General features: G+C 69.9%; 19 protein-coding genes and 2 pseudogenes. 8 read left to right on the plus strand and 13 right to left on the minus strand.

Translation table 11 applies throughout. The features are described 5' to 3' along the window. The first annotated feature begins 23 nt into the window (after nucleotides 1-23). From MED01_RS16555 to MED01_RS16565, 3 genes are all read left to right on the plus strand, one after another. Nucleotides 24-644 carry an acyl-CoA-like ligand-binding transcription factor gene (locus MED01_RS16555; RefSeq protein ID WP_238669464.1) on the plus strand — a complete coding sequence of 207 codons (621 nt, stop codon included), beginning with the start codon at nucleotides 24-26 and terminating at the stop codon, nucleotides 642-644. A gap of 73 nt (nucleotides 645-717) precedes the next feature. Beyond that, entirely contained in the window at nucleotides 718-2,298 is a 1,581-nt protein-coding gene (locus MED01_RS16560) for an MDR family MFS transporter (protein ID WP_238669465.1), read from the plus strand. A 404-nt stretch (nucleotides 2,299-2,702) separates the two neighbouring features. Continuing rightward, nucleotides 2,703-4,262: an OFA family MFS transporter gene (locus tag MED01_RS16565; protein ID WP_238669549.1), complete on the plus strand. Its 1,560-nt coding sequence runs from the start codon at nucleotides 2,703-2,705 to the stop codon at nucleotides 4,260-4,262. An 87-nt stretch (nucleotides 4,263-4,349) separates the two neighbouring features. Here MED01_RS16565 and nrfD read toward each other — a convergent pair whose 3' ends face one another. From nrfD to MED01_RS16585, 4 genes and pseudogenes are all read right to left on the minus strand, one after another. Then, entirely contained in the window at nucleotides 4,350-5,315 is a 966-nt protein-coding gene (gene nrfD, locus MED01_RS16570; protein ID WP_238669466.1) for an NrfD/PsrC family molybdoenzyme membrane anchor subunit, read from the minus strand. Further along, the gene (locus tag MED01_RS16575; RefSeq protein ID WP_238669467.1) at nucleotides 5,312-6,355 is read right to left on the minus strand and encodes a 4Fe-4S dicluster domain-containing protein; all 1,044 of its coding nucleotides are present in this window, start codon (nucleotides 6,353-6,355) and stop codon (nucleotides 5,312-5,314) included. Before MED01_RS16575 ends, nrfD begins: the two co-directional genes overlap by 4 nt. A gap of 29 nt (nucleotides 6,356-6,384) precedes the next feature. Then, nucleotides 6,385-9,633 (minus strand): annotated as a pseudogene (fdh, locus tag MED01_RS16580) (formate dehydrogenase); the annotation flags it as partial. A gap of 148 nt (nucleotides 9,634-9,781) precedes the next feature. Further along, nucleotides 9,782-10,567, minus strand: coding sequence for a PrsW family intramembrane metalloprotease (locus MED01_RS16585; RefSeq protein WP_238669468.1), 786 nt, complete (start codon nucleotides 10,565-10,567; stop codon nucleotides 9,782-9,784). A gap of 128 nt (nucleotides 10,568-10,695) precedes the next feature. Here MED01_RS16585 and MED01_RS16590 point away from each other — a divergent pair, with 128 nt between their 5' ends. Further along, nucleotides 10,696-11,082 (plus strand): permease-like cell division protein FtsX, encoded by a 387-nt coding sequence (locus tag MED01_RS16590; RefSeq protein ID WP_238669469.1) that lies wholly within the window; start codon nucleotides 10,696-10,698, stop codon nucleotides 11,080-11,082. Between the two features lie 76 nt (nucleotides 11,083-11,158). Further along, on the plus strand, nucleotides 11,159-12,151 hold the full coding sequence (locus tag MED01_RS16595) for a hypothetical protein (RefSeq protein ID WP_238669470.1): 993 nt from the start codon (nucleotides 11,159-11,161) through the stop codon (nucleotides 12,149-12,151). Between the two features lie 9 nt (nucleotides 12,152-12,160). On the opposite strand, the gene MED01_RS16600 is transcribed toward MED01_RS16595, so the two are convergent. From MED01_RS16600 to MED01_RS16610, 3 genes are all read right to left on the minus strand, one after another. Then, on the minus strand, nucleotides 12,161-14,002 hold the full coding sequence (locus MED01_RS16600) for a hypothetical protein (RefSeq protein WP_238669471.1): 1,842 nt from the start codon (nucleotides 14,000-14,002) through the stop codon (nucleotides 12,161-12,163). Then, nucleotides 13,999-14,763, minus strand: coding sequence for an ABC transporter ATP-binding protein (locus MED01_RS16605; protein WP_238669472.1), 765 nt, complete (start codon nucleotides 14,761-14,763; stop codon nucleotides 13,999-14,001). Before MED01_RS16605 ends, MED01_RS16600 begins: the two co-directional genes overlap by 4 nt. Before the next feature lie 70 nt (nucleotides 14,764-14,833). Further along, complete coding sequence (locus MED01_RS16610; RefSeq protein WP_238669473.1) at nucleotides 14,834-15,253, minus strand: ASCH domain-containing protein; 420 nt, start codon at nucleotides 15,251-15,253, stop codon at nucleotides 14,834-14,836. Between the two features lie 24 nt (nucleotides 15,254-15,277). Between MED01_RS16610 and MED01_RS16615 the strand changes: the two genes are divergently transcribed. Next, nucleotides 15,278-15,721 carry an NUDIX hydrolase gene (locus MED01_RS16615; RefSeq protein WP_308193490.1) on the plus strand — a complete coding sequence of 148 codons (444 nt, stop codon included), beginning with the start codon at nucleotides 15,278-15,280 and terminating at the stop codon, nucleotides 15,719-15,721. Between the two features lie 12 nt (nucleotides 15,722-15,733). Here MED01_RS16615 and MED01_RS16620 read toward each other — a convergent pair whose 3' ends face one another. The 4 genes and pseudogenes from MED01_RS16620 to map form a co-directional block, all read right to left on the minus strand. Beyond that, nucleotides 15,734-16,534, minus strand: a complete 801-nt coding sequence (locus tag MED01_RS16620) for an FkbM family methyltransferase (RefSeq protein WP_238669474.1) — start codon at nucleotides 16,532-16,534, stop codon at nucleotides 15,734-15,736. 36 nt (nucleotides 16,535-16,570) lie between these two features. Next, nucleotides 16,571-18,226, minus strand: a complete 1,656-nt coding sequence (locus tag MED01_RS16625) for a sulfatase-like hydrolase/transferase (RefSeq protein WP_238669475.1) — start codon at nucleotides 18,224-18,226, stop codon at nucleotides 16,571-16,573. A gap of 275 nt (nucleotides 18,227-18,501) precedes the next feature. Continuing rightward, nucleotides 18,502-19,194, minus strand: a pseudogene (locus MED01_RS16630) (CDP-alcohol phosphatidyltransferase family protein); the annotation flags it as partial. Between the two features lie 185 nt (nucleotides 19,195-19,379). Beyond that, nucleotides 19,380-20,153 carry a type I methionyl aminopeptidase gene (gene map, locus MED01_RS16635; protein ID WP_238669476.1) on the minus strand — a complete coding sequence of 258 codons (774 nt, stop codon included), beginning with the start codon at nucleotides 20,151-20,153 and terminating at the stop codon, nucleotides 19,380-19,382. Nucleotides 20,154-20,218: 65 nt separating this feature from the next. Between map and MED01_RS16640 the strand changes: the two genes are divergently transcribed. Further along, nucleotides 20,219-20,521, plus strand: coding sequence for a helix-turn-helix domain-containing protein (locus tag MED01_RS16640; RefSeq protein ID WP_238669477.1), 303 nt, complete (start codon nucleotides 20,219-20,221; stop codon nucleotides 20,519-20,521). Nucleotides 20,522-20,703: 182 nt separating this feature from the next. After that, on the plus strand, nucleotides 20,704-21,570 hold the full coding sequence (locus MED01_RS16645; RefSeq protein WP_238669478.1) for an aldo/keto reductase: 867 nt from the start codon (nucleotides 20,704-20,706) through the stop codon (nucleotides 21,568-21,570). A gap of 59 nt (nucleotides 21,571-21,629) precedes the next feature. On the opposite strand, the gene MED01_RS16650 is transcribed toward MED01_RS16645, so the two are convergent. Together MED01_RS16650 and MED01_RS16655 are read right to left on the minus strand one after the other, a co-directional pair. Beyond that, the gene (locus MED01_RS16650) at nucleotides 21,630-22,802 is read right to left on the minus strand and encodes a lactonase family protein (RefSeq protein ID WP_238669479.1); all 1,173 of its coding nucleotides are present in this window, start codon (nucleotides 22,800-22,802) and stop codon (nucleotides 21,630-21,632) included. 200 nt (nucleotides 22,803-23,002) lie between these two features. Next, a complete protein-coding gene (locus MED01_RS16655) occupies nucleotides 23,003-23,671 on the minus strand; it encodes a class I SAM-dependent methyltransferase (RefSeq protein WP_238669480.1) in 669 nt (222 codons plus the stop codon). Nucleotides 23,672-23,732: the final 61 nt, after the last annotated feature.

Raw genomic sequence — 23,732 nt, forward strand, 5'->3', positions numbered from 1 at the left:
AGTTCGCTCCTAACCTCGCCAGCGTGACCGACACCGACCACGCTGCGCCCGGGCGTCGCGACCGCAAGAAGGCGCAGACGCGGGCGGCGTTGACGGCCGCCGCGCTGCGGCTGGTCGCCGAACGCGGCCTGGAGCACGTCACGGTGGAGGAGATCAGCGAGGCCGCGGACGTTTCCTCACGGACCTTCTTCAACTACTTCACCTGCAAGGACGAGGCGCTCACCGACGATCCGGCGCTCGACGGCAACCCGGTAGTGGCGCGTCTGGCGGCCGCCCCCGCGCAGGTGTCGGCGTTGCAGGCAGTGCGGGTCGCCCTCGACGAGGCGGTCGACTCGATCCAGGCCGACAGGGAGTTGTGGCGGCTGCGACTGGCTGTCATCACCCAGAACCCCGCGCTGCTGCCCCGGCTGGTGGCCGGCAACAGCGCCACCGAGCAGGCCATGGTGGCGGTCGTCGCCACCCGCCTCGGCGTCGGCCTCGACCACGGCCATCCGCCGCTGGTCGTCGCTGTCGCCGGTGCCGCCTTCCGCACCGCGATGCTGCGCTGGGCCGCCGGTGACGACGCCCGGCCGCTGCACGACTTCGTCGACGAGGCGTTCGCCGCGATCGCCGCCGGCCTGCCGGATCCGCCGTCCCCCTCCTGACCCGCCAGTCTCCTCCCCGCCGCATCAGCTCCGGGGCCAGCCACTCCGCCAGAAACCCGACAAGGGAGCGTCAATGACCACCACCGTCCCGCCCGCCGACACCGCCGAGGTCGGCACGCGCATGTCGCGTCGGGAGGTTCTCCAGGCCCTTTCCGGCCTGATGGTCGGCATGTTCGTGTCCATCCTCGCCTCCACAGTGGTGGCGAACGCGCTGCCGCGGATCATCGCGGATCTGAACGGCAGCCAGACCGTCTACACGTGGATCGTCACCAGCGAACTGCTCGCCATGACGGCGACGGTGCCGCTGTGGGGCAAGATGGCCGACCTGTACAGCAAGAAGCTGCTGATCCAGTTGTCGCTGGGACTGTTCGTGGTGGGTTCACTCATCGCGGGCTTCACGCCGAACGTCGAGGTTCTGCTGCTCAGCCGGGTCGTCCAGGGCATCGGCGCCGGCGGCATGACGGCGCTGGCCACAATCGTCATGGCGGCGATGATCCCGCCGCGTGAGCTGGGCCGCTACGCCGGCATCTTCGGCGCGGTCTTCGGTGTAGGAACCATCGCCGGCCCGCTGATCGGCGGCCTGCTCGTCGACACGTCGTGGCTGGGCTGGCGGTGGTGCTTCCTGATCGGCGTCCCGTTCAGCATCATCTCCATCGCCCTGCTTCAGCGCACCCTGCACCTGCCGGTCGTCCGTCGTAAGGCGAAGATCGACTGGTTGGGGGCCCTGCTCATCACCTCGGGCGTCTCCACGCTGCTGATCTGGTCGTCCCTGGCCGGCAACAAGTTCGACTGGGCCTCCGGCTGGACGGCAGTGATGGTCATCGGCGGTCTGGTCCTGCTGGCGCTGGCCGTGTTCGTCGAGTCGCGGGCGGCGGAGCCGATCGTCCCGCTGAGCATCTTCCGCAACCGCACGGTCTCCCTGGCCACCATCGCCAGCGTGCTGGTCGGTGTCGCGATGTTCGGCGGCACCGTCTTCCTGTCCCAGTACTTCCAGATCTCGCTGGGCAAGTCGCCCACCGTCGCGGGCCTGATGAGCCTTCCGATGATCTTCGGTCTGCTCGTCTCGTCGACGGTGGCCGGCCAGCTCATCACGAAGTACGGCCGGTGGAAGGCGTACCTGGTGGCCGGCGCCGCGGTGATGACCGTCGGGATGCTGCTGCTGGGCACCATCGACGCCAACACCAGCGTCCTCGTGCTGTCGATCTACATGGCCGTGCTGGGCGTCGGCGTCGGCATGCTCATGCAGAACCTCGTGCTCGCCGCGCAGAACGACGTGCCGGCCCACGAACTCGGTGCCACCACCTCCGTGCTGACGTTCTTCCGCAGCATGGGCGGCGCGATCGGGGTCAGCGCCCTCGGCGCGGTCCTGGCAAGTCGGGTGACCTCGCTGACGACCGACCGGCTCGGCCCGGCGGCGACCGCCGGCGGTGGCTCCGCCGAGGTGCCCGACCTGTCCACCCTGCCCGAGCCGGTGCTGCGCATCGTGCAGGACGTGTACGGCATCGCCACCGCGGACCTCTTCCTGGTCGGCGCGCCGATCGCGCTGCTCGCGCTGATCGTCGTGCTGTTCATCAAGGAGAAGCCGCTGCACACCCTCAGCGGGGACGAACGACGCGCCCAGGAGGAGGCGGCGGCAAAAGCCGCGATTCACTGAGCCGTACGCCAGCAGGGCGGGGGCGGGCCGATTGGCCCGCCCCCGCTCTGCGCCCAGGCCGGAACTGGCGAATCAGCGAGGGCACTCTCCCTGCCGCCACCTTTGCTCTGCTTCAGCCCGCGCAGCGGTTTCGGGCCCTGACTGTTGCGTCGGTTGAAGCAGAGCAAAGCGTGCGAGCTGACCCACCGGCCGCCGCCGGTGACGAGCCGACGTCTCCGGTTCCGCGTTTCCCGGTAACGACATGACGTGAACGTCTTGCCACGTAACGTGAGATTGAGCCGGTCAACGGCTGACGCCAGACGTGCGCCGGGCCGCCACTGCGGCGGCGCCGCTCGGCCAACTGCCGGGTCGACAGCTCGGCAACGTCGCGGCCTGTTCGGCCGCAGGAGGTGTGGACGATGCCCATGCTGTCGGTCTTCGATCCTCGGCACACTGTCGCTCCCCCGGGATACAGCCGCTGGCTCATCCCGACCGCGGCCCTGGCCGTGCACGTGTGCATCGGCCAGGTCTACGCGACGAGTGTCTACAAGAACTCCCTCATCGCGCACTTCGACACCAGCCAGACGGCGATCGGGGCGATCTTCAGTATCGCCATCGTCATGCTGGGCTCGTCAGCGGCGGTGGGCGGCCGTTGGGTGGAGCGGAACGGACCGCGCCGGGCGATGTTCGTCTCGGCGTGCTTCTGGGCCGTCGGGTTCCTGGTCGGCGCGCTCGGCATCGCGACCCAGCAGCTCTGGCTGCTCTATCTCGGGTACGGCGTCATCGGCGGCATCGGGCTCGGCATCGGCTACATCTCGCCCGTCTCCACCCTGATCAAGTGGTTCCCGGACCGCCCCGGCCTGGCCACCGGGCTCGCCATCATGGGGTTCGGCGGCGGCGCCCTGGTCGCCGGCCCGCTCGCGCGCCAACTGCTCTCCCTCTACGACTCCGGCTACAACCCCGACAACCCGGCCGCCGTCGCGTCGGGGCATGCCCTCGTGGCGCTCTTCGTCACGTTCGGCATCGGCTATTTCGTGATCATGATGTTCGGCCCGTTCAACGTCCGGGTTCCGGCACCGGACTGGCGGCCCGCCGGGTTCGACCCCGCCAGCGTCGCCGCCAAACCGCTGGTGACGACGGCGAGCGTGTCGGCGTCGAACGCCGTGCGTACCCGGTCGTTCTGGTTGCTGTGGATCGTGCTGTTCTGCAACGTCACAGCGGGCATCGGCATCCTGGAGCAGGCCAGCCCGATGATCCAGGACTTCTTCCGGGACAACGGGACCGCCACCACTGTCTCGGTGTCGGCGGCGGCCGGTTTCGTGGGAGTGCTGTCGCTGTTCAACATGGCTGGGCGGTTCGTCTGGTCGACGACGTCCGACCTCATCGGCCGCAAGCCCATCTACATGGTCTACCTCGGCGTCGGCATGGTGCTGTACCTGCTGCTCGCCGTGGCTGGCCACTCCGCGACAGCGGTCTTCGTGCTGATCGCCGCCGCGATCATCTCCTTCTACGGTGGCGGTTTCGCCACCATGCCCGCCTACCTGCGTGACCTGTTCGGCACCTTCCAGGTCGGGGCGATCCACGGCCGGATCCTGACCGCCTGGTCGGCTGCGGGTGTCGCCGGTCCGCTGATCGTCAACGGGATCCTCGACACGCAGGGCAAGCCCGGCACCCTCACCGCGGCGGCGTACCGGCCCGCGCTGTTCACAATGGTCGGCATCCTCGCCATCGGGTTCATCGCGAACCTGCTGGTGCGTTCCGTGCCCGAGCGGTTCCACGAACCGAACCGGGGACCGACCTCGCCCGTGGCGAAGGCGACAATCACCGAGCCTGTCGCTCTCGGGCGCGACAGCCAGCCGCCCGCGCCGCCGCGCGTCGGTAGCCAGACCGGGCGGCTCTGGTTGTCGTGGCTGCTGGTCGCGGTGCTGCTCGGGTACGGCATCGTTCAGACCGCCATCACCGCCGCGAAGCTGTTCACCGGCTGAAGCGCGGTGGCCCATAGCGGCCAGACCTCCTGCAACGCAACGGAAGGCGTCCCCTTGAAGGGGGCGCCTTCCGTTGCGCCGATCCGCTCAGAGCTGGGTAGCCGACCGCTTCTCGTCGAGCCGCCCCCGTTGTGGCACGACCGTGTACTTCGGGTCGCGGGCCGACACCCGGCCCGCCTCGAAGACGCCGAACCGGGTGGCGACCGACGATGCCACGAGGGCGGCGCCGGAGATCGCCGCCAGGACCCGGCTGCGTCGGCTGAGCAGCGCGGTGGCGGTGCCCACGGCGAGCAGGACGCGTCCCGCCTTGACCAGCCGGCCGCTGCGTCCGTGCCTGTAGGGCTCGCTGGTGAGGCCCTGTCGCTCCAGTTGGTGCCCTCCGCCAAACTCGATGGCGGCGGCGGCCAGGGCGAGTCGTCGCAGTGGGGCGGTCTCGGCGGCCGGTGCCGCGATCAGGCCGACCCCGGACGCGGCGGCGAGCGCGCTGCCAGCGAAAACGAACGGCAGCGACGGGTAGGCGTCGTGCCAGGACGGCACGGCCGTGTCGGCGAGCAGCACCCCGGTGTACGTCGCCAGCGCTGGCGCGCTTGCCGCGGCAGCCAGGCCGGCGACGTTGCCGACGGGCGGTGCGATCCGACGGGCGAGGCCGAGCACACCGTGCTGCGGGAGTAGCGGCGCCAGCTCGGCGACCGCGGCCACACCGGCCAGCGGGCCGAACGCCGCGAGGATCCAGGTGCCGACCGACATCGGCGAGGTCACCTTGGCCACCCGGAGCATGTGATGGAACCGGGCCGGTCGGCCAAGATCGTGGACCAGCAGGTACGTGCTGGCGGCGACACCGCCGAGAGCTGTCCAACGGCCCACAGTGCGCAGCCCGGGTCGTCCGGTCAGTTGGGCGCCCGCGCCGATCAGCGCACTTCCGGCGGCGAGGCCTCCGGTGAACAGGTAGCCGGCGATGTCGTACTTCCACACCGGCGGCTTCAGCACCGGGCGGCCGTAGTAGGAGGCGAAGTCGGCTGGCGGCACGGTGAGCTGCTCGCCGCCGCGGGTCATTGCCGCCTGCCCAGGAACGCGACGGCCGTGGCGGCCGCCATCGTCATCGCCGCCAGGCCGGCGCGCTTCCACATGGCCGGCAGGTCGCGGGTGGTGACGATCGGGTCCGGTGGCAACCCGTACACCTCCGGCTCGTCGAGCAGCAGGAAGAACGCACCATCACCACCGACACCGTCGTTCGGGTCGTGCCCGTACAACCGGGCCTCCGGCATTCCGCGCTCATGCAGCTTCGCGACCCGCGCGGCGGCCCGCTCCCGCAACTCGTCCAGCTCCCCGTACTGGATCGACTCCGTCGGACACGCCTGCGCACACGCCGGGGTCATGCCCGCGCCCAACCGGTCGTAGCACAGCGTGCACTTCCACGCCCGACCATCATCCTTGCGTTGATCGATGACGCCGTACGGGCAGGCGGAGATGCAGTAACCGCAGCCGTTGCAGATGTCCTCCTGCACCACCACTGTGCCGAACTCCGTCCGGAACAGCGAACCCGTCGGGCAGACATCCAGGCAGGCCGCATGGGTGCAGTGCTTGCACACATCCGACATCATCAGCCAGCGGAAATCCGTCCGCCCCTCCGCGCCCGAGCCCCTCCCCGGTGGCTGCGCACCCGGCATCCCCAGAAACTCCGGTCCGCCCGACATGCGGGCCGCCGCGGCGGGCGAGCCGGTGGGCAGGCCGGGGTCCGTTCCGGTGTCGGTGCTGGTACGCGCACCGGCCGCCGCCGTCACCGGGCTGATCGCCGGCCCGTCCGGGTCCCCCGCGAACGCCGGAGTCGCCCAGCCGGCCGAACGGGGCTGCTCCACGAACGCGACGTGCCGCCACGAGTTCGCTGTCAGCGCGCCAGTGTTGTCGTACGACATTCCCAGCAGGTCGAGCCCGCTCTCCGGGACACCGTTCCACTCCTTGCAGGCCACCTCGCACGCCTTACAGCCGATGCAGACGCTGGTGTCGGTGAAGAACCCCATCCGCGGCGGCGGGTTCTCGTAGCCGGCGTCCGGTGCGGGGTCCAGCGGCCCGTACAGGGCGTTGGTGTGGGGCATGGTCAGACCTCCTGGTCCGGGCCGCTGTCCGCGGAGTCGGTCGTGACCTGCGGTGGATAGTGCGGGTTGAGGTCGCCGGACCGTCGCCGGTAGTCGACGACGAGAGCCAGCAGCTCGGCGCCTCGCGGGCGCCGCCCGGATCGGATGTCGCAGGTGCCGACCTTGCTCTCCTGGATCAGCACGTTCGGGTCCAGGCTGATGCCGAACAGGTCGTTCGCCGAGTCACCGGTGACCAGACCCTCGAAACCGAAGTGGTACGGCAACCACACCTGGTGGATAACCCGACCGTCCACCCGCAACGGGGTGAGCCGGTCGGTCACCAGCACCCGCGCCTCGACGGCCGCACGGGCGGTGACCAGGTGTGCCCACCCCAGGTGGGTGAGACCACGTTCGGCAGCCAACTCCGGCGACACCTCGACGAACATCTCCGGTTGCAGCTCCGCGAGCGGCGACACCGTCCGGCTCATCCCACCGGCGGTGTGGTGCTCGGTGAGCCGGCTGACTGTGAACACGTACGGGAACACCTGGCTGTACGGTTCCGGCGGGCTCGGGTTGAGTGTGTTGATCGGGTGGGTGTAGACCTTGCGGGTCGGGTTGGCCTGCTGTCGGTAGAGCGGGTTGCGCACCGGCGACTCGACCGGCTCGTAGTGGGTGGGCATCGGTCCGTCGAGCACGCCGGTGGGCGCGTACAGCCAGCCTTTGCCGTCTCCCTGGAGGATGAACGGGTCGTCGCCGGCGATGCCCGCCACACCCGAGGCGCCGTGTTCCGGTCGGTAGGACGGCGGTTTGGTCTTTTCGAAGTCCGGCACGTCGTAGCCTGTCCACTCGCTCTTGTCCGCGTCCCACCAGACGTATCGTTTGCGCTCACTCCACGGGTTGCCGTCGGGGTCGGCGGAGGCACGGTTGTAGAGGATGCGCCGGTTCGCCGGCCACGCCCAACCCCACTCGGGCGCCACCAGGGACTGCTCCGAGCCGGGTTTGCGGCGGGCCGCCTGGTTGACGCCGTCGGCGTACACCCCGGTGTAGATCCAGCAACCGCCGACGGTGGAGCCGTCGTCCTTCATCTCGGTGAACGACGCCAGCGGCCGGCCGGTGGCCACGTCGTACCCGTTGATCTCGCGCAGCACCGCCTCGGCGCTCGGCTCGACGTTCGGGCCGTGCGTGGGGTAGTCCCAGGCGAGGTCGAGCAGCGCCCTGTCGCGTGGCTTCGTCGACGTCGCGAGCCGTTCCCGGATGACGCGACCGAGGTGGTAGAAGAACCAGAGTTCGGAGCGGGCGTCGCCTGGCGGCTCGACGGCCTTCTCCCGCCACTGCAACAGCCGTTGGGTCTGGGTGAAGGTGCCCTCCTTCTCCACGTGCGACGCGGCCGGTAGGAAGAACACCTCGGTGCGGCACCGTTCGGGTGCGATCTCGCCGGTCTCGATCTCCGGCGCGTTCTGCCAGAAGGTGGCGCTCTCGATCATGAACAGGTCCCGGACCACCAGCCAGTCGAGGTTAGCCATGCCGAGACGCTGCGCCCGGCCGTGCGCCGAACCGACAGCCGGGTTCTGCCCGAGCAGGAAGTAGCCCTTGATCTTCCCGTCGATCATGTCGAGCACCTGCTGGTAGGTGCCGTGGTCGCCGGTCATCCGCGGCATGTACCCGTAGCAGTAGTCGTTGTCGGCGGTGGCCGCGTCACCCCAGTACGCCTTGAGCAGGTTGACGCCGTAGGTGCGGGCGTTGCCCCAGAAGCCCTTCTGCCCGGGGTGCGCAATGCTGTCCACCCACTTGTCCAGGGTCGGGTGCTCGGCGTGGTGGGGCATCGGCAGGTAGCCCGGCAGCAGGTTGAACAACGTCGGAATGTCGGTCGAGCCCTGGATGCTGGCGTGCCCGCGCAGCGCCATCACCCCGCCACCCGGGCGGCCCATGTTGCCCAGCAGGAGCTGGATGATCGCGCCGGTGCGGATGTACTGCACGCCGACGCTGTGCTGCGTCCAACCCACCGAGTAGACGAGCATGCCGGTGCGGTCCCGGCCGGAGTTCTCGGTCCACGCCCGGGCCAGTTCGAAGAACTTCTCCTGCGGGATGCCGCAGACCCGTTCCACCATCTCCGGGGTGTAGCGGGCGAAGTGCCGCTTGAGGATCTGGTAGACGCAGCGGGGGTGCTGCAACGTCTCGTCACGTTGGGTCTCGCCGCCGACCGGCGCGCCGTGCGACTCGTTCTCCAGTCCGGCCGCCGTCTCCCGCTGCGTCTCGCTGTCGCGGGTCGTCTGGTTCTGCGAGTGACCCTCGTACCGCCAACTGGCCTGGTCGTAGGTGGCGTTGTCGTCGTTGAAGCCGGAGAAGAGGCCGTGCATGTCCTCGGTGTCGGCGTACTCCTCGGTCACGATCGTCGCGGCGTTGGTGTAGGCGACGACGTACTCCCGGAAGTCCAGCTCGTTGTCGAGGATGTAGCGCACCACCCCGCCGAGCAGCGCGATGTCGGTGCCCGCGCGGATCGGCAGGTACGAGTCAGCCAGCGCGCTGGTACGGGTGAACCGCGGGTCGACGTGGAAGACCTTCGCCCCCCGACGCTTGGCCTCCATCACCCACTGGAAGCCCACCGGGTGCGCCTCGGCCATGTTCGAACCCTGGATGACGATGACGTCGGAGTTCGACAGGTCCTGCTGGTACTGGGTGGCGCCGCCACGACCGAAGCTGGTCCCCAGACCGGGGACGGTGGAGGAGTGTCAAATACGGGCCTGGTTCTCGATCTGCAACGCCCCCATCGCGGTGAACAACTTCTTGATGAGGTAGTTCTCCTCGTTGTCCAGCGTCGCCCCACCCAGACTGGAGATACCCAGCGTCCGGTTGAGCGGTCGACCCTCGGCGTCGACGTCCTCCCAGGTCTCGTCCCGGGCGGCCAGGACCCGATCGGCGATCATGTTCAGCGCCGTGTCGAGGTCGAGGTCCTCCCACTCGGTGCCGTACGGCCGGCGGTAGCGGACAGTGGTCTGCCGCAGCGGACTGGTGACCAGGCTCTTGCTCGCCGAACCCTTCGGGCAGAGCCGACCCCGCGAGATCGGGCTGTCCGGATCACCCTCGATCTGACTGACCTGCCCGTCCTTGACGAACACCCGCTGACCACAACCCACAGCGCAGTACGGGCAGACGGAGCGCGCCATCGAATCGGCGGTATCGGTGCGGGCGGTGAGCGCGCGGGACCCGTCGGACTTCGCCGCGGCACCCCGGCCCAGCGGGTCCGTGCCGGTGAGCTGGCGGTAGACCGGCCAGCCCTCGAACCAGCTGCGCACCCCCATCGCCGCACCTTCCCGACCTATCCCGCCAAATATGAACACTCTGACGTTAGATGAGGTGCCGGCCCGGTCGCAGCGAGATCACCAACAGTCATGCCTCCCCCGGCAGTGTGGTGCGAGGGCCGGGAGAGGCATGGGAGTACGGCGCTGGTCAGTGCGGTTGCAGCTGGTCGCTGAAGGTCCGGTAGCGGCGCAGCTCCCAGAACAACCAGCCGATGCTGATGATCGCCAACACGACGAAGACCAGCGAACCGGAGAACGTGTCCCAAAGGGTGTGCAGGACGACGACACCCACGAACGTGCCGATGAACCCGAAGAGCCGAGCGACGCTCGGGCTCGCCAGCAACGCCCAGAGCGCGCCGGCGGTCAGCCCGGTCCACGCGGTGTGACCGGCGGGCGCCGTCAGGCCCCGGATGAAGAGCGTCTGCTCCACCGCGCCGATGTTGCCCTGCGAACTCAGCAGCGCGCTGAAGGCGTAGCCCATCGTCTCCAGCGCGGCGAACCCCATGCCGGCGGCGATGCCGATGATCAGCCCGTCGGAGGGCACCCGGCGGCGACGCTGGGCCACCACCGTGAACAGCAGCACCACCGGAACGATCAGCTTCGCCGACTCCTCGATCAACGCGACGAACAGCATCGGCAGGGTGCCGAGGCCGCGCAGGGTGTCGTACTCAAGGGTGCCGGCGACCACAGTGCCGATCACACCGCCGAAGAACGCCGACGTCACCAGCACCGACGCCGGCACCTGCCACCGCCCGGTCCGGGCCTGCGCGAACGTCAGGAACGTCAACGGCACAAGCGTTGACCCGAGCAGGATCAACGCCGGTACGAAGTTCGGATTCTTGGTGCTGACCAAGGTCCGCAGCACCGCCACATAGAGGATCAACCCGATGACGAGCACTCCGACCCACGCCCACCGGCGCCACCGATCACGCATACCGCGCAGTCTGGCGGACCACTGTTACGAAGACCAGCCCCGGCACCGAGATCCTGACGACCTCCCAGCGGCGACGTCAGCTGTCAGGGGACGGCGATGCGCGCGAGTGATGGCTACGATCTGCGCCCATGCGCCGCGGAGCACCGTTACTGTCACTCGTCGTCCTGCTCGCCCTTCCCGCCTGCACCTCGAAACCAGAGGAACCCGGGGACGTGGCGTTGACCGTCTTCCTCGACAACGACGTGACCGTGGCGCAGAAGGGCAGCGTGGAGCAGCAGCTCCGGTCGATGCCCAGTGTCACTGAGGTGTCCCTGGAAACCCGCGAGCAGGCGTACGAGCGCCTGCGCAAGCGGTGCCAGGGCAAGGGTGACCTGTCCACGCAGCTCCAACCGCAGATGACGCACGAGTCGTGGCGGTTCGAGATGCCCCTGAACGGACAAGGATCTGGCGTGGGCGAGCTGATGAGGCTCGACGGAGTCGACGGCGTACCCCTGGCCCCTCTGGCGATGCTGTAACGCCTGCGGCATCCACTGCCATGGCTCCTGACTGCGAGCACGACCACAGCTCCTCGTCGTGCGTAGGCTCACGGCTGTGCGCCCGTTGCTGATCGCCGAGACAGTGATGACGCCGCCGACCGTCGTCGAGTGGCTGACCGGCACGGGGTTGTTGGCGTGGAGCCATCGTTCGCTGCGCGTGTTGCACTCGGACCTGACCGTCGCGCTGGCGTGGGAGTCCTCCGACGAGGACCCGAGCCTGGCCGTCGGCGTGGCTGCGGACCTGTCGCGGTTCGCGCTCGTGGGACCCCGCCAGGTGCAGGTCCGCAGCGCCGATGGCCGGGTCCTGTGGGAGGTCGACCACGGCACTGTCTTCTCGACAGGTTGGCCCCGGCCGAGTTGTCACCTGGCCGGGGACGACCTTCTCTGGTTGTTTCTGCCCGACGCTGCCGGCGACCAACTCGTCGTGTTGGACGCGTCCGGGGGCGGGTCCGAGGTGGACCGGCGCCCCCTTCAGACCGTTGAGGGCTTCGCCACATTCATCCTGGACGCCAATCGACAGCACGTCGGGCTGCATGTCGCTGTGGGATCGGAGACCTGCCTCAGTTACCGCTGGACGACTGGCGATCGGCGGTTGGCCGCCGGGCAGAGCTTGAACGGCTGTCTGGCCGACATGAACGCCAGCGGGAGCTTCTACCTCTCCATGCCGCACGGCAGCGGCCGGATCGCGATACGCGATGTCGCCGACGACAGTGCCCGGGTGGAGCGCCGCTACGACGACATCCCGGAGTTCGGCGACTCCGACGACTACCGGATGCACGAGACCGCGGCCGTCGTATCCGACGACTGGGTCATTGTCGGCGTCGCGACCGACGAGGGTGACGCCGAGCAGCATCTCCTGCTTTCCACCCGCACGCTGCGCCCGCAGACCGTGCTGGAGTACGGCGTCGACATGCCCCAGAACTCGATCCGGTCCGCCGGTGGACACGGGCGGTGGATGACGCACGACGCCCGCCTCGGGGTGCTCCGCCTCTGGCAGCTCCGGGAGCCACACACGGACGAGGTCGAGGGTCAACTGGCGCTGTGGTAGAGCTGTGGATCAGGAGCCGCCGGGCTGCGCTCGACGATCCCACAGCACCAGGCCGGTGAGCAGCATCGCGACGCCCAGACCGACCATTGCCAACCCCACCGCCGTGTGCGCGCTCCCGCCCAGGTGACCGGCCACGATCCACCCGCTGTCGATTCCGAACGCCAGCGGCATCAACCCCTGCGGGATCACCGGAATCCACCCGACGGTCAGCAACCCCAGCGCCCACGCTGTCGACTTGTTCTCCCGATACCACTGCGCGTCCCACGTCAGCGGGAGCGCCGTCTCCGGGGGGCGGCTCCGCTGACCGGCCGCGGCGAGCACAGTCGTGCCGCGCCGGGCGAGCCGCTCGTCGGCCAACCACACGCCACCCCACCAGGCGGCGGCGCCTCCGAGCAGCCCGACCAGCGGCAACAGCGGCGCCACCGCCGACGGGCCCCAGAAGGCCAGGGCGAGCACCGGCGCGGCGGCGAGCAGCCCGGCCGCTGTGGCAACCAGCACGCTGACGATGTCGGTCGGGTTGTCGGCCGCGGTCGGATGCCGCGGGTCGGCCACCGGGCGTACGCGCAGCAACGACACCCACACCGGCACCGACGCGCCCGCGCCGAGCAGGGCCGGCAGGGTGGAGAGTGCTGCCAGCGGGTCGACGTCGGGCGCGAGGAGGACACCGGCGACGGCAAGCAGCACCCCGATCGGGGTGACCAGCACCAGCCAGGCCACTGCCCGTCCCCGGACCTCCGCCCGTTCGCCGCCCGGTGTGGTGAGCGGCAGCCACAGCGCGGTGCCGTCCAGCCCGACCAGCCCGGCCGACATCGCCGCCGCGCCGAGCACGGCGAGCGGCCCGGCCCACGGCAGCAGGAGGTCCACGTCGGACAGCAGCGGCAGCCCGGCGAGCAGCGCCCCGTACACCACAGCGAACGCCAGATACTGCAACCGCAGCGGATGCCGCGTCCAGGCCCGCAACTCACGGCCCGCGACCGCCCGCGTCGCGGCCGGCACCCACGCCCACCACTCGCGCTCAACCGCGGCCGTCGACGCCGCCACGGTCCGGCGCGGCCGGAACGCCGCGCCGGCGGCGATCACCCTTCGGACAAGCATGATGTACGCGGCGGCGCAGAGCGCCACGATTCCCACCAGGGTCGCCATCAGGCGCACCCCTTGCCCGGTTGGCCCGGTCACGGCGGCGACCGGCCAGGCGCTCGGCACGTACGCCATGGCCCGGACCACCTCTCCCGGCGCTGCCACGAGCAGGACCGACACCCACGGGAAGACCGCCCAGAGCGACCCGGCGACACCCATCGCCGTACCGGTGAAGACGCCGGTGAGCAGCGCCCCGGCCGGACCGCCGGCGTGGCCGACGACCTCCAGCGCGATGGCCGAGCCGATCAGCCCGAGCAGCCAGAGCAGCACCGCGCCGCCGGCGGTGACGAGGACCGCGACGGTGCCGTACCGGGTGGCGTGCACCGGCAGCGCGGCGAGTGCCACCAGCGAGACAGCCGGACCGATACCGATCGCCGACGCGGCGAGCAGACCGATCGCGGCCGGAACCCCGCCGATCGGCTCCAACCGCAGGTGGGCCGGGCGGACCCGGCCACGACCGCCGCCGAGCAGCAGGGGCAACACGATCCAGCCGAGAACCCACGCCCCGGCGAGCAGGCCGAGTGTGTGCTGGTCACCGCGGAGCGCGTACCGGATCAACCAGGCGGCGGCGAGCAGACCGACCAGACCGGCCACCGTGGGGCCGGGGTGCTCGCGCAACGAGCGACGCAGCATCGTCGCGCGCATCCGGGCCGGTACCGCCATCGCGCCGAGGGTGCCGCCCAACCGGTCGGGGGCGGTCAGTTCCGCGCTCATCGTGCCCCGGTCAGCCAGTCCAGACCGGCGCTGCCGGAGGTTTCGGCGCCGACCAACTCGACGAACCGGTCCTCCAGGCTGCTGCCGGCGGCGACCTCGGTGACCGTCCCGGCGGCGACCACCCGGCCCTGATGGATCACGGTGACCTCGTCGCATATCTGCTCGACGAGCAGCATCGAGTGGGTGGACAGCACGCAGGTGCCGCCGCCGGCCACGAACCGGCGCAGCACCCGGCGGATGGTGGCCGCGGAGACCGGGTCGACCGCCTCGAACGGTTCGTCGAGCACGAGCAGCCGGGGCGCGTGCAGCAGCGCCTGGGCGAGGCCGAGCTTCTTGCGGGTGCCGGTGGAGCAGTCGGCCAACGGGGTGCCGGCGCCCTTGGCCAGGCCGAGCACCTCGATCAGCTCGGCGGCACGGTCGGTGGCCGCAGCCCGGGGCAGCCCGCGCAGGCCGGCGCTGTAGCGCAGCAGTTCGGCGCCGGTGAGGCGTTCGGGGAAGTCGAGGCCGTCGGGCAGCACGCCGGTCAGCGCGCGGGTCCTACGGCGGTCGCGCAGCGCGTCGTGGCCGAGGATCCGGATCTGCCCGGAGTCCGGGGTGACCAGACCGACTGCGATCCCGATGGTGGTGGACTTGCCGGCGCCGTTGGGCCCGACAATGCCGTGGAAGGTGCCGGGGTGCACGGTCAGATCGACGCCGTCCACAGCGCGATGCGCCGCGAAGGTCTTGACCAGGCCACGGATCTCGAGTGCCGGGGGGATCACGCGCCGAGCATAGGTGACAGTGCACGACGGCGTGGCCCACTGCTCGGACCTCCACAGCGGTCGGACACCCTCAGGCCACGTGCAGCAGCCGGAAGCGTTCGGTCACCACCAGCGTGTCATCGTCCACTGTGAACGCCGGATCGCCCAGCTCGGCGCGTACCTCGGCGCTGTGCCAGAACTCCTCGTGCCCCGCACGCCACTGGGCCAGCGACTCGTCGCCCTCCCCCTCGGCCAGCGCGTGTGGCAGGTCGACGTCGGCGAGGCGGACCACCCGTACATCGGTCAGCTCGATGGCCCCGACCCGGCGGCCGGCGGAGTCCACCACGGCGGACAGTTGACCCACCTCGGGCAGCGGCTCGTTCGCGCACTCGTACCCGACCAGCAGACCGGTCGTCGACGTCTTCGCCCCGGACAGGATCGCGTCAACGAGCCTGTCCCGCAGTGGCCCCGGAAACGCGAACTCGGCAAGCGGAAGATCATCGAGGTCCATCCGCGGAGCCTACGCGACCCGGGCGTGGCCGTCGTCGACATGCTCGCGGCGACGTGGCACGGTTTCGTCATGGCCACCTACAGCGTCGCCCTCGTGCTGCTCGTCGATCCGTCGGGCGCGGTGCTCCTGCAGCACCGCGACGAGGATGTGGCCGTCTCGCCGGGCCAGTGGAGCCTGCCGGGTGGCCATGTCGAGCCCGGCGAGTCACCGGAGGAGGCGGCCCGCCGCGAACTACTGGAGGAGACTGGTCTGACAGTGGGTGAGCTGCACCCGCTGTGGAGCGGACCGCGCCCGTACGAGGCGGATTTCCCGCACACCGTGACTGTCCACGTGTTCCGTGGCACCACCACGGCCCGTCAGGAGGACGTGGTCCTCGGTGAGGGGCAGGCGATGGTGTTCGTCCCCCGGGACGAGGTGCTCGATCGTGAGCTGGCGGTCTCCGCCGCGCTCGTCCTGCGCATGATCTGACGTCGGGTACGGCTACGGCGTGGTGATGGTCTGCCTGTCGCGCGCCACGCAGTACACGTCGCCGGAGTTAGCGGAGTGCGGCAGGTCGCGCAGGTGCGTCGCCAGGTCGGCCGCTGACATCCAGCGTCGGAACGTCATCGACTTGTCGTCGCCCATCGCGACGTCGAACCCGTCGAAGCCCAGCGCGGTCAGGCGATCGAGACACCTGTCGGCGACCGCACGCGCGATGGTGGTGAACTCGAACGACAACGCGGGCAGCGGGCGGCTCAGGCCGGCCAGCACCTCGTCCTCGAAACCCTCAACGTCGATCTTGGTGAAGGTCGGCACGCCGTACGTCTCGATCAGCGCGTCGACGGTGACCACCGCGACCTCGATGTCGGTGTCCCACACCTCGCCCTCCCATCCGCCCGCGCCCCTCGCGGCGCGGACGAAGTCCGGTGAGGCGGTCGAGACGGTGAGGTTGGCGGAGTTGACGTGCAACCGGGTGCGCCCAGAGAGCGCGCCACACGCTGCGTCCACAACTGTCACCTTGTCGTCGTCGGCGTAGATCGCCCGCAGGGCGCGCAGACACAGCGGCTGCGGTTCCACAGCGACGACCCGGGCACCGAGGCGACGGAAGCTGGCGATGTGGTCGCCCACGTGGGAGCCGATGTCGAAGACGAGGTCCCCGCCGCTGACGAAGCGGGAGTAGAACGCGTCCATCCTCGCGTCCCGCTCGGGATCGCCGTAGTAGACGTCAAGGGACCGGTGCAGCAGCGACAGTGTCGGGTCGGTCCGGAGCGCGGCGATCCTGGTGTCGGTGGTAGCCGTCATCTGTCTGGGGTCCAGTCCGTGAGAGAGGTGGCCGGGTTACGGTCCGAAAGCGGTCAGGAACCGGTCCCGGAAGGCGTCCATCCGCCAGACCGGCGCCTGCGGCCCGGGCTTCAGCCCGTCCTGCCAGCCCCACCCGGAGATCCGGTCCAACACGGCCCGGTCCCGGGTGATGATCGAGATCGGGACGTCGTGGCTGGCGTTCTCGCCGGTGACGACTGCGGCTGGTTGGTGGTCACCGAGGACGATGAACACGAGGTCGTCGTCTCCGTGGGTCCGCACGTAGGAGATGAGCGCGCCGAGGGTGTACTCGATGGACTTTCGGTAGTCCGCCCGGATCTGGGCGGTGTTGCGGCGCTTGTCGTCGGACCTGCCCACGCCGGCCCCACGGTAGACCGCGCCGTCGCCGACGTCGGCCCAGTCGAGCAGCGGCGGGACGGGTGTCCAGGGCGCGTGACTCGACACCAGTGCCAGCTCGGTCATCACATTGCCGTCGCGCTTCGCCTGCTCCAGGCGCTGCCAGCTGGCCAGGGTGTACTGGTCGGGCGGGGTGCCGAAGCTGAACTTCGGGCCACGGTACGCGAGCTTCCTGGCGTCGTAGAACCGGTCGTAGCCGAAGAAGGAACCCTCCGGCCAGGCCCTGGTGACGGCGGGCATCACGCCGACGGTCTGCCAGTTCGCCCGGCGGAAGGCGCCGTTGAGGGTCATCCGGTCACTGGCCAGCAGGGTGCGGTGCCGCTGGTCGTTGTCGATCCAGAGGCCGGAGAGCAGCGTGTCGTGCGCGAGCCAACTGCCGCCACCGAAGGTCGGCGAGGTGAGGAAGCCGCTCTGCGCGGCGAAACCCGCCGCGCTCAGCTCGCTGGTGCCACTGTCGAGCACCGCACCGACCTGCGGCGCGAACTCCGGGTCCTCGACGGCGTCCCGGCCGTAGCTCTCCACGAAGGCGACGACCACGTTCTTGCCGCGCAGCGCGGTCAGTAGCTGGTCACCGGGGGTGTCACCGTACCTGTCGGCCTCGATCAGCGCGCCGAACGTCTCGCGGTCGTCGAGGCGCAGGCGCACCTGGAAGCCGTGACCGTTGGCCAGTGTGGTCGCGGACGTGTCGGCGACCGGCACGCCCTCGACCACCCGCACGTTGAACGCGGCGCAGGCCACCCAGACGACCACCAGCGCGGCCACGATCCGGGTGGTCCCGGTGCGGTGCCGGACCACCAGCCGCCGCAGTCGCCGCATCGACAGCGTGACCAGTGTGGGCAGGCCCACGAGCACCACCGCCAGGGTGATGGCGACGCCGATGGCGGCCGGTCGGCCGTACGACTCGCTGAGGAAGGCGAACCCCTCGTCGAGGAGCGCCCAGTCGAGCACCGGGTCGAACGCCCGGCTCAGCGCGGCGGTGAAGCCCAGGTCGAGCAGCTTCAACAGGCCGAGCAGGCCGAGTGCCGCGCCGGCCACCGTCGCGACCAGTCGGCTGCCGCGAGCGGGCAGAGCGAGCAGGAGGGCCACTACCAGCAGCGCCTCCAGGGGGATCCGCGCGAACGCCGCCGGGCTGAGCCGGCCGAAGTCGTACGGCACGGTGAGGACGAGGAGGACGAGCAGCGCGGCCAGCACTGTCGTCAGCCGGGCGGGGACGGAGCGTCTCGGCCGTTCCTCGACATCGGTGCCGTCGGCGGTCCCGCCGGAGGTTCCGCCAGTCATCGCCCTCCGTCCCTGGCTCGGCAGCTGCCGTACGCGCGTCAAGAGCGACAACCCGGGCATCCTTCCATGATCTTTGTTGGGCGCGGCGTCCGGGCGGCTCAGACGCGGGCGATCCCGCGTCGGGCCACCGTGACAGTGGGACGGTCCGACCACTGCAGCCCATCGGTCTGGCCCGGGGTCAGCTCGGCCAGGCCTGCTGCGGCCCTCGGGGTGCTGTGGCTCGCCGAGCTGGCCGGTTGGACAGTCGCGTCCGGGGCGCAGTGGATGACGGTGTGGCGGAGGCGCCGGGTCGTCCAGAGCCAGGCGACGTCACGCCCGAACGACTCGACAAGCAGTGCCACCGACGCCAGAAGCACCAGGGTCGTCAGCGGCGCGGGCAGGATGTCGGCCATCGCCACCGTCAACACCACGCCCTGGGTCGCGGCGACGACCTTGTTCCAGTACCGCGGTGGCGCGGATCCCCGCATCCACTCCAACACCCAGGTCGCGGCGCCGTAGAGGTAGCGCATCGCGCCGATCACGAGCACCCAGGCACCCACCGTGGGTGCCACGTGCAGGCAGAGCACCAGGACCAGGAAGGAGTCGATCTCCATGTCGAAGCGCGCGCCGAGTTCGCTGGTGGTCCCGGTGCGGCGGGCCGTGTATCCGTCCACGGCGTCGAGGGCCAACGCCACGCTGGTGAGGACGACCATCACTGTGACCGGCGCCGACCGGCCGAACGAGTCGGCGGCCAGGGCCGTCACGCCGCCGACGAGGATCGCCCGGCTCAGGGTCACCCGGTCCGCCGGGCTGAGCGCGCCCGCGCCCGAGCGGGACATCCCCTTGCTGAGCAGGGCGCACAGGACCATCCCGTACGCCAGACCCGCCACCCAGCCCGCCGTGCCCAGACCGACCGTCTCCGCCAGCACCGCCAGCAGGACGATCTGCACGAGCAGTCCGATGACCGGACCAGTTCGAACCGTTGACATCGTGCCTCCGTGACTCTGGTGGGTGACCCTGACCGTCATCACGGAAAATATGACCGATCGGTTCATTCTGAACGCGACCCGGCAGGGCGCCACGGAGGACGTGCCCCTTCGACGGGCGGTTAATCGCCCATCGTGGGTGGCCCGTCGTCGGCTCACCGATGAGGGCGTCGATCGTGCCGTACGGGTCAGGGCGTCGGCAGTGTGAGCACATCCGCACCGTCGTCGGTGATGGCGATGGTGTGCTCGCTGTGCGCCGTCCGGCAGCCCGTCGCGCTGCGGAGGGTCCAGCCGTCGGCATCGGTGACGAGCGTGGCGGTGTCCGCCATCACCCACGGTTCCAGCGCCAGCAGCAGCCCCGGGCGTAGCCGGTAGCCGCGACCGGGGCGCCCGGTGTTGGAGACGTGCGGGTCCTGGTGCATCGTCGATCCGACGCCGTGGCCGCCGAACTCCGTGTTGACCGAGTATCCCGCCGCGTTGAGGACCGAGCCGATCGCGTGGGAGATGTCACCGATGGGAACGCCGGGGCCGGCGGCGGCGATCCCCGCCCGCAACGCGCGCTCGGTCGCGTCGATCAGCGCGACGCTCTCCGGTGGTCGGACGTCGCCGATCATGAAGCTGATGGCCGAGTCCGCGACGACCCCACGGTGGGAGACGGCGAGGTCGAGCGAGAGCAGATCGCCGTCGGCGAGCGGGTAGTCGTACGGCAACCCGTGCAGCACTGCGTCATTGACCGACGTGCAGATGTAGTGGCCGAACGGCCCCCGCCCGAAGGACGGCTCATAGTCGACGTAGCAGGACTGCGCCCCGGCTTCGGTGATCATGGCCTGCGCCCACCGGTCGATGTCCAGAAGGTTGGTGCCGACCACGCAGCGGCTCTTCAACGTCTGCAGGATGCCGGCGACCAGCGCGCCGGTGTCCTTCGCTCGCAGCACGTCGGTGGGGCTCAGGATCTCGATCATGCAGCGCCTTCCTCGGGCGACCAATAAGTATCCCGGCCATATTATCCCGGTACTAGAATCGGGACATGGTCAGGTTGCCGCTCACTCCCGAAGAGCTCGAACGCGGACAGCGCCTCGGCGCGCTCCTGCGTCGAGCCCGTGGAGAGCGTTCGATGCTCCTCACCGCGCTGGACGCGGGCGTCTCACCAGAGACCCTTCGAAAGATCGAGTCCGGCCGGATAGCCACCCCCGCCTTCCCGACCATCGCGGCGATCGCCGACGTCCTCGGCCTCTCCCTCGACGCCGTCTGGTCGGAGATCAACAAGCCGGACGGCGGTGCCGAACTGCCTCGACCGACGCGCCCCGCGCGCGAGCGGTTGGCCTCCTAGCGCGCGACGGCCTGTCGCCAGCGCCAAACGCGAATGCGGTCAGGATCCGTTTGAACCGCAGGCTGTCACTGTGCCGCCGGAAAAGCGCTTCCCACGATAGATAACCTAACAGCGATCCTTCCCGATCGGTATCGGGCAGACGCCCGACTGCGCAGGTCAGCGGCGGTGGCTAGGTTCGCCCAATGCCCACCACCACAATCAGTGCGGAATCCGCTGGCACCTGGACGCTCGGCGATCTCACCGTCAATCGGATCGGATTCGGCGCGATGCGCCTGACGGGTAGCGCCGGCGCGGCGAGCGACCGCGCGCGGGTCATCGGATTGCTACGCCAGGCGGTCGACCTCGGGGTGAACCACATCGACACTGCCGCGTTCTACTTCTCGCCGCTCCGGTCGGCCAACGAGTTGATCAACACGGCGCTGTCGCCGTACCCCGACGACCTGGTCATCACGACGAAGGTCGGACCGGGCCGCGACCCCTCGGGCGAGTGGCAGCCGCTGGCCCGGCCGGATCAGCTGCGTGGGCAGGTCGAGGAGAACCTGCGCCAACTCGGCCGCGACCAGTTGGATGTCGTGAACCTGCGCCAGGACGGGCTGGACTCGGTGGCGGAGCACTTCGGCGCGCTGGCCGAACTCCGTGACGCCGGCCTCATCCGGCATCTCGGCCTGTCCAACATCCGTCCGCACCACCTCGCGCAGGCGCAGGCGATCGCCCCGGTGGTCTGCGTGCAGAACACGTACGGTGTGGACACCCGACGTACGCAGGATCAGCTCGTGCGTACCTGCGGTGAACAGAACGTCGCATTCGTGCCGTTCTTCGCGATCGCCGGCGACCGACGTGAGACCGGCGGCGTGGCCGCCAACACGGCAGTGGAGGCCATCGCGCGCACGCACGGCGTGACGCCGGCACAGGTGCGGATCGCATGGACCCTCAGCCGCGGCCCGCACCTGCTGGCCATCCCCGGTACCGGCAACCCCGATCACCTGGTCGAGAACCTGGCCGCCGGGGCGCTGGTCCTGTCGCCTGACGAGTTGGCCAGCCTCGACTAGCGGCCCCCGACAGGAGCTGGTCCCGGTCGACGAGCGACCGGGACCAGCGGGTGGCGTGCTCAGGAGGCGGCGATGCCCTCCATGCCGATGCCGTCGGTGAACTTCGGCAGACCCTCCACTGTGGTGACGAGCTTCAGAGAGCCGTCGTCGTTGACCTCGTAGCCCTGCACGTTGCCGGCGGTGGCGTTCTGCACGTACAGGAAGCCGTCGCTGGTGGTCATGTCGATCGACCCGCCGTTGGTGTCGGCGGCGACGTTCTTGACGATTTCCAGCTTGCCGTCGTCGTTGACCCGGTAGGAGCTGATGGTGGAGCTGCCGGCGTTGGCGACGAAGAAGTAGTCGCCGACGCGCTGGATCCAGCACGGCGCCTGCTGGCCGTTGGGCACCGACGGGCCGACCTGGTCGAGTGCGCCGTCGTCCTCCAGCTCGAACCGGCTCACCGCGTTAGCGCCCGACTCGGTGACCAGCAGCGAGTCCTCGGTGTCGAAGGTGAAGCCGAACGGGGTGTTGCCCGCGTCGCTGATGACGGGGTTGCGGGACAGTTCGCCGTGGCGACCGATCTCGTAGCTGAACATGACGTTGGCGCCCTTGGTGGACACCAGCACGAACTCGCTGTCCGGGTCGATCTTGACCTGGGCCGGGGCGGTTCCGAACGCGGGCGGGTTGCCGTTGTGCAGCCCGAGCGACCGGTTGGCGTCCTCGATCCGGGACAGCCGCCCCTTCTGCAGCTCGAAGCCCTGCACAGAACCCTCGCCACCGGCGTTGAGCACGTAGACGAGGTCACCACGGGCCGCGACGCTGACCGGCAGGAGACCGCCGGACCAGATGACCTGGAGCTTGTGCAGCCGGGTGCCCTCGACGCGGAAGACCGTCACGGTGTTGCTGCCGGCGTTCACCGCGAACAGCAGCCCCTTGTGGTAGGTCAGGGAACCCTGCGAGGCCAGCGCGTCGAGTGGCGCGCCGATGGTGAAGCCGCCCAGCCCGCCGGTCTCGTACTCGCCGGCCTTGGTGAGACGGCCGTCCTCGTCGCGGTCGTACACCTTGATGGTGTTGCCCTCGGCCTTGTTGGTCTGGACGAAGACCGCGCCCTCGTCGCCGTGGTGGTGATCACCCCCCTTGCGGTCGTCGTGGTACCCAGGGCCGCCGCCATCGGCGAAGGCGGTCCCCGGGATCGATCCGACGCTGGTCAGGCCTGCCAGGAGGGCTGCCGCGAGCGCGACGCTGCGCTTCATCTCTGACTCCTTATGCACCCGAAGGGAGGAATACGAGTTTTCCTCTCCTTCAAAAGGTATCGGAGCAGCTAGGCGGGTTGGCCATACTTACCCTAAAGCGGTAATTTCGTGCCGTTCTGTGGAATCCCCGGGCGGGCAGGCGGACGTTGGCCTACGGCGAAGCGGACCTTCGGCGCGTCGGGGCGGAATTCCGCAGGGTGCTAGGCGTCGCGGCGCAGCGTGAACCAGAAGGTCGGCACCGAGTTGGTGCCCGGCGTGACGTCGATCAGTTCCCAGCCGGTGAACCTGGCTCGGAGCTCGTCGGCGGTGACGCCCGCCGCCCACGAGGTGACCTCGGGGATCGGACTGCCGAGCGGCTCGGGGCCGTACCCGAACATCAGCAACAGCGCTCCGGGGGCGGCGCGCTGGGTGAGCCCGGCGGCGTAGGCGTCGCGGCGGTGCAGTGGGACCCCGCAGTAGCAGCTCAGGTCGAAGAACAGGTCGAAGGGGCCTGGCAGGTCCAGCTCGTCGAGGCGGGTGGCGTCTCCGTGCAGCAGCCGTACGGCCACTCCCGCCGCCGCGGCCTTCTCCCTGGCCTGGTCGACGGCGCGGTCGATCAGGTCGACGGCCGCCACGTCCCAGCCGTGCCGGGCGAGGTAGGTGGCGTTGGTCCCCGTGCCGCAGCCGAGTTCGAGGGCGCGGCCGGGCGGTAGTGCGCCGCGCCCCTCCACCAGGTCGATCAGCTCGGGCGGAGTCACGCCGGTGTCCCACGGTGGCTTGCCGGTGCGGTAGTAGCCCTCCAGCGCGCGGTGGACGGACTCCTCCTCCGTGTCGCGCCGCGTCGAGGCCAGGTCCGGTCCCGGGTTCGGGGTGGCGTGGGGCTGGTTCATCGTCTCCTCCAAGAATTTAGAGTGCAACTCTAGTGACTGACTCTAAAGGTAGGCTCGCAAT

This window comes from Micromonospora alfalfae, assembly GCF_022230925.1.
Lineage (GTDB): Bacteria > Actinomycetota > Actinomycetes > Mycobacteriales > Micromonosporaceae > Micromonospora > Micromonospora alfalfae.